The sequence below is a fragment of the Protofrankia sp. Cj5 genome (assembly GCF_917627405.1).
Taxonomy (GTDB): Bacteria; Actinomycetota; Actinomycetes; order Frankiales; family Frankiaceae; genus Protofrankia.
The window spans coordinates 1-4327 of sequence record NZ_CAKJTO010000088.1; the positions used below are offsets into that span (position 1 = coordinate 1).

Below are 4327 nucleotides of genomic sequence, written 5' to 3' on the forward strand. Positions count from 1 at the left end.
CCTTTGCCCCATGAGAAAGAGCCCTGACCCAGCCAGGGGTGCCGGTAAGGTTGCTGCCGTTGGCGTCGATGGCGGACGTTTTGTGCGTCGCGGCCACACACGGAGGCGACGAGTGGCAAGGGTTCCGGATCGCAGTCAGACCGAGGATCTGAAGATCACCATCGATGCGCGGCGAATCGAGCCGATCGCCACGTCGTTGATCAAAGCGGGCGGCCAGCAGCCGGCCGCCGTCGCTGTCCCGGAGGCTGGCCGGCACGACGAGGACTCCGAGCAGGAGACCGAGGGTGCGGTGATGATGCATGTTGGCTAGCGGGCGGCCCAGGCTCCGGGCGGCTCGGGGTCACCCGCTGACGTTCGACTGCGTGCTCCTGCCTCAGTGAGTAACACCGTTATGATACCATAATGGTATGGCTATGACACTCCGCTTGCCGCCCGAGGTTGAAGAGCAGCTAAAGCAGGTCGCCGAATCCGAACATCGCAGCGTGCAACAGACAGTGCTGGTCGCGATAGAGGAGTACCTGTCGATGCGTGAAACCGCCGAGATCCTTGCTGATCCGGCTGCGCTTCGGGGCTTGGCTGAGGCCCGCGAAGCTGAGCAGGCCGGCGATGTGGTGTACAGCATCGAAGCAGCGCGCGCGTTGCTGGCTGAGCGCGAGCGGTGAGCGGCGGCCCCTACGATCTCGGAATGAGCCGGCCGGCCCGGCGGGCTATCTCCGAACTGCTTCCGGAGGACGTTGCCGCCGCGGCTGTTGAATTCATCACCGGACCACTCCTTGAGGCGCCTTACCGTGTCGGCAAGCCTCTCCGAGAGACGTTGTCCGGATTTTACAGCGCCCGACTTGGTGTCCAGTGGCGCGTGCTGTACCGGATCGACGAATCAAAGCATGCGGTAATCGTGCAGGATATTCAGCCTCGGTCGGCTGCATACCGTCGCCGATAGGGCTTGAGACGGCTCAGCTAAAAATCCCCGGGCGAGTGCCCGTCGATCTATGGGAAGACACGCGCGCCCTGCGCCACCTCGAAGACCCTCGTCAGTCGGGCACACCCGCCCGCTCGCGCCAGCGATCTGACGCTCTCGCCGAGGCTCCTGCCGACGGATACCTTGCCCGCCGGGCGTTGTGTGTGCTTCGCCGTCCGCGATTATCGGCCCACGGTGGATCGCTGAGATCTACGGTCGTCCGCATGACTCTGACCTCAGAGCGAGCTCTCAAATCGTGATCCGGGAAAGCCGCATACATCGTGATCGCGCGTCATAGGTCGAGCCGAGGGGAATGGTGGGTAGCGATTACCCAGGCTGCGGTGTCCGGGGGCAATGTAATCGTTGTGCCATTGTAGGCTACTGGATTGCTCGCCAGCGCCAGCCGGCCCGGGAGTGTCAGCTGAACGTGTACATCTGCCGTTGACATAACGCAGGTAACGGTATGACCCCCGATGGGTGGCTGGGCACGCCTACCGTCGTGCATGCCACCGTCGTGGTGTTCGCCTTCGCTGTCGCTCTCTGTTGTGGGGCCAGCCCAACTACTCGGGGGTAGCCGGTCGAAGGCCAGGCAGCCGGGCGGGGTGTCCTCCCGCCACCGCAACGTGTCCGGCACCGACCCGGCGAACGCCGGTAACGCCCGGCGTAACCGCAGCCCCTCTCGGGTGAAAACGAGCGCGGAGGTGGTATCGCCAGCCTGCGCCTCGACGCTGAACGCCACCCAACCCGGCGGCTGGGGTAGCCACGGCGTCACCCCGGGTGGAGCGAAGCCGAACGGCGGGCTTTGCCCAGCCCACGGCATCGGCACCCGGGCGCCGTCGCGGCCGGGGGAGGTGCCGCCGGAACGCCGCCACACCGGGTCCTGGCGCCACTGCGCCGCGACGTCGGCCTGTGGCAGGCAGAGTTCGTCGCCCTGGTAGAGGAAGACAGCGCCGGGCAGGGCAAGCATCGTCAGCAGCGCGGCCCGCGCCCGGCGCATCCCGGCTTCGCCTGCGCCGTACCGGGTCGCTGGGCGGACCACGTCGTGGTTGGCAAGCACCCAGGTCGGCGCGCAGCCGTGCCGGGCGGTGGCGGCCAGATCCGCGCGCACAGCCGCCTGCCACGCCGCGGCCGACCACGGCGTGGTCAGGAGCGAAAACGCGAACGTCAGGTGGAGCTCGTCGGGGCGCACGTAGCGGGCGAGCCGGTCCGGGTCGGCGACCCACGTTTCGCCGACCAGCACCCGGTCCCGGCCATCCCGGTGGTCGTACTCGTCGAAGAGCCGGCGCCAGCCGCGGTAGATCTCGTGGACGCCGTCCTGGTCCCAGACATGCGGCTCGTGCTCGTCTCTGAAGGCGGTGTGGGGGGCGAGCTCCGTACCGGCGGGATTGTCCCGCAGCTCGGCGTCCTTGACCAGGCCGTGGGCGACGTCGATGCGGAACCCGTCCACCCCCCGGTCGAGCCAGAACCGCAGGGTGCGCTCGTGGTCCTCGCGGACCTGCGGGTGGCTCCAGTTCCAGTCCGGCTGTTCGGCGGCGAATAGGTGCAGGTACCACTGCCTCGGCTGCCGAGGCTGCCCGCTGGGTGGCGGGTCCGGAGGGCCGCCTGATTCGCTGCTTTCCGGCGGCTCGATCGGGAGCCGGGCCCAAGCCGGACCACCGAACACCGACACCCAGTTGTTCGGCGGGAGCGCGCCGTCCGGGCCGGAGCCATCGCGGAAGACATACAGCTGCCGTTCGGGGGAACCGGGTGGGCTGGCCAGGGCCGCCTGGAATGCCGGGTGCCTGTCGCTGGAGTGGTTGGGGACGAGGTCGAGGAGGACTTTCAGGCCGAGGGAGTGGGCATCGCGCAGGAGGGCATCGAAGGTGGCGAGGTCACCGAAGAGCGGGTCGACGTCACGGTGGTCAGCGACGTCGTAGCCGTGGTCAGCCATCGGGGATGGGTAGAAGGGAGTGAGCCAGATCCCGTCCACCCCTAAGTTGCGCAAATAGTCTAGGCGGGAGCGCACCCCGGCCAGGTCGCCAACACCATCACCGTCAGAATCGGCAAAACTGCGGACGTACACCTCGTAGAGGACAGCGTTTCGCCACCACTGGCCGCCGGACGGTATCTCGACGCTGGGTTCCATACCGGCATGAAACCCTACCAAGACTCAGAGTGGAATACGCGGCCTGCATGGGAGCTGCCGCAACGCTACGTAGCATAGATTGATCTTGATAACTGGGCGTGCTGGCCTCGTGTCGGCGCCGTACTGCCACGTCGCCCGGCCGTCCGGTGCCCAGGTCATCTCCCACACACCCGGCATGCTCTGCACCCGCTTGACCCGTAACCCCGGCCGGAACCGACCCGTGACCAGGTCCGGGACGAACTCGTCGAGCACGACCCGGCGAAACCGCGCCTGCTGCTCGGGGGTGAGCCGCCGGAAATCCTCCAGGAACGTGTCGAGACGCAGGAAGGTGGGCATTTCGCCGGTCAGCCGTCGAGGTCGGCGAACATGTCCTCGGCGCTGTGGTACAGCCGCCCGCGGCCGGCGGCCACGTCCGCCTCCGCCCTACGCTCGCCGGCCTGCCACTCCTCCGTCCAGAAGCCTGCCTCGTCGGGGGCACCCGGGCCAACCGGACGATGCCGTCGCCCACGATGTCGAAGCGGACAAGGTCACCCTCATCAGCGTGCAGCGCCGCCACAACCTCCGCCGGCAGCGGCAACTCACCTGAGGCACGCATGCGAACGGCGTTTATGGTTCCATGATGCCAGCCGTGTGGGCTCGGCGGCGAGCCCGTCGGGCGGGCTGACGAGATCAAGAGGCTGCCGCCGTCTCTCCTCTTCTCCAGATTTTCCGGAGGAATGTGCCGGGATCCGGGACAGAGTCCTGGGCGTTTTCTACACAGGCTGGGTGGGCGGCGAGCCGGCCACGGCGGGACTCATCGGCCCCGAGGCGTCGGGCGCATCGTGTCCGCTGGAGCTTGCCATGCGAACCAGCCTGGCGCTGTCAGCTCCGGACGTCTCCCAATCCCCCATCCGGTTGCCCGTGACCGTGTTGTCCTCGAATATCCCCGCTCCGTTGTCGGATACGAACACGCCGTTTTGCCGAGAGTTGGTGATGCGGTTGCGGTGGACGGTGGGGTTTCCCCCGGTTGCCACGGCGACGTTGGCGTAGGTGTTGCTGGTGATGTCGTTGTCCTCGAATACCCCCGCTCCGTTGTCATACACCCACATGCCGTGTTGCCGGGAGTTGGTGATGCGGTTGTTGCGGACGGTGGGGTTTCCCCCGGTTGCCACAATGACGTTGGCGTAGGTGTTGCTGGTGATGTCGTTGTCCTCGAACACTCCCGCCCCGTTGTCGTACACGACTACGCCGCTGCTCTGGGAGTT

The 4327-nt window shown here is 67.0% G+C and carries 5 protein-coding genes; 2 read left to right on the forward strand and 3 right to left on the reverse strand.

Annotation, left to right across the window (positions count from 1 at the left end; translation table 11 throughout):
- Nucleotides 1-112 precede the first annotated feature (112 nt).
- Together MJ777_RS17355 and MJ777_RS17360 are read left to right on the forward strand one after the other, a co-directional pair.
- On the forward strand, nt 113-310 hold the full coding sequence (locus MJ777_RS17355; protein WP_239377162.1) for a hypothetical protein: 198 nt from the start codon (nt 113-115) through the stop codon (nt 308-310).
- A 103-nt stretch (nt 311-413) separates the two neighbouring features.
- Nucleotides 414-662 carry an Arc family DNA-binding protein gene (locus MJ777_RS17360; protein ID WP_239377163.1) on the forward strand — a complete coding sequence of 83 codons (249 nt, stop codon included), beginning with the start codon at nt 414-416 and terminating at the stop codon, nt 660-662.
- 588 nt (nt 663-1250) lie between these two features.
- Here MJ777_RS17360 and MJ777_RS17365 read toward each other — a convergent pair.
- The 3 genes from MJ777_RS17365 to MJ777_RS17375 form a co-directional block, all read right to left on the reverse strand.
- Nucleotides 1251-3083: a glycoside hydrolase family 13 protein gene (locus MJ777_RS17365; RefSeq protein WP_239377164.1), complete on the reverse strand. Its 1833-nt coding sequence runs from the start codon at nt 3081-3083 to the stop codon at nt 1251-1253.
- A gap of 24 nt (nt 3084-3107) precedes the next feature.
- Nucleotides 3108-3419, reverse strand: coding sequence for a hypothetical protein (locus MJ777_RS17370; RefSeq protein WP_239377165.1), 312 nt, complete (start codon nt 3417-3419; stop codon nt 3108-3110).
- A gap of 416 nt (nt 3420-3835) precedes the next feature.
- Nucleotides 3836-4327, reverse strand: a 492-nt coding sequence (locus MJ777_RS17375) for a right-handed parallel beta-helix repeat-containing protein (protein ID WP_239377166.1), incomplete at its 5' end; no start/stop codon positions are given.

Coding starts and splice junctions, on each gene's coding strand:
- MJ777_RS17360 (WP_239377163.1), top strand. CDS start 414: ATGACACTCCGCTTGCCGCCCGAGGTTGAAGAGCAGCTAAAGCAGGTC.
- MJ777_RS17365 (WP_239377164.1), bottom strand. CDS start 3,083: ATGGAACCCAGCGTCGAGATACCGTCCGGCGGCCAGTGGTGGCGAAAC.
- MJ777_RS17370 (WP_239377165.1), bottom strand. CDS start 3,419: ATGCCCACCTTCCTGCGTCTCGACACGTTCCTGGAGGATTTCCGGCGG.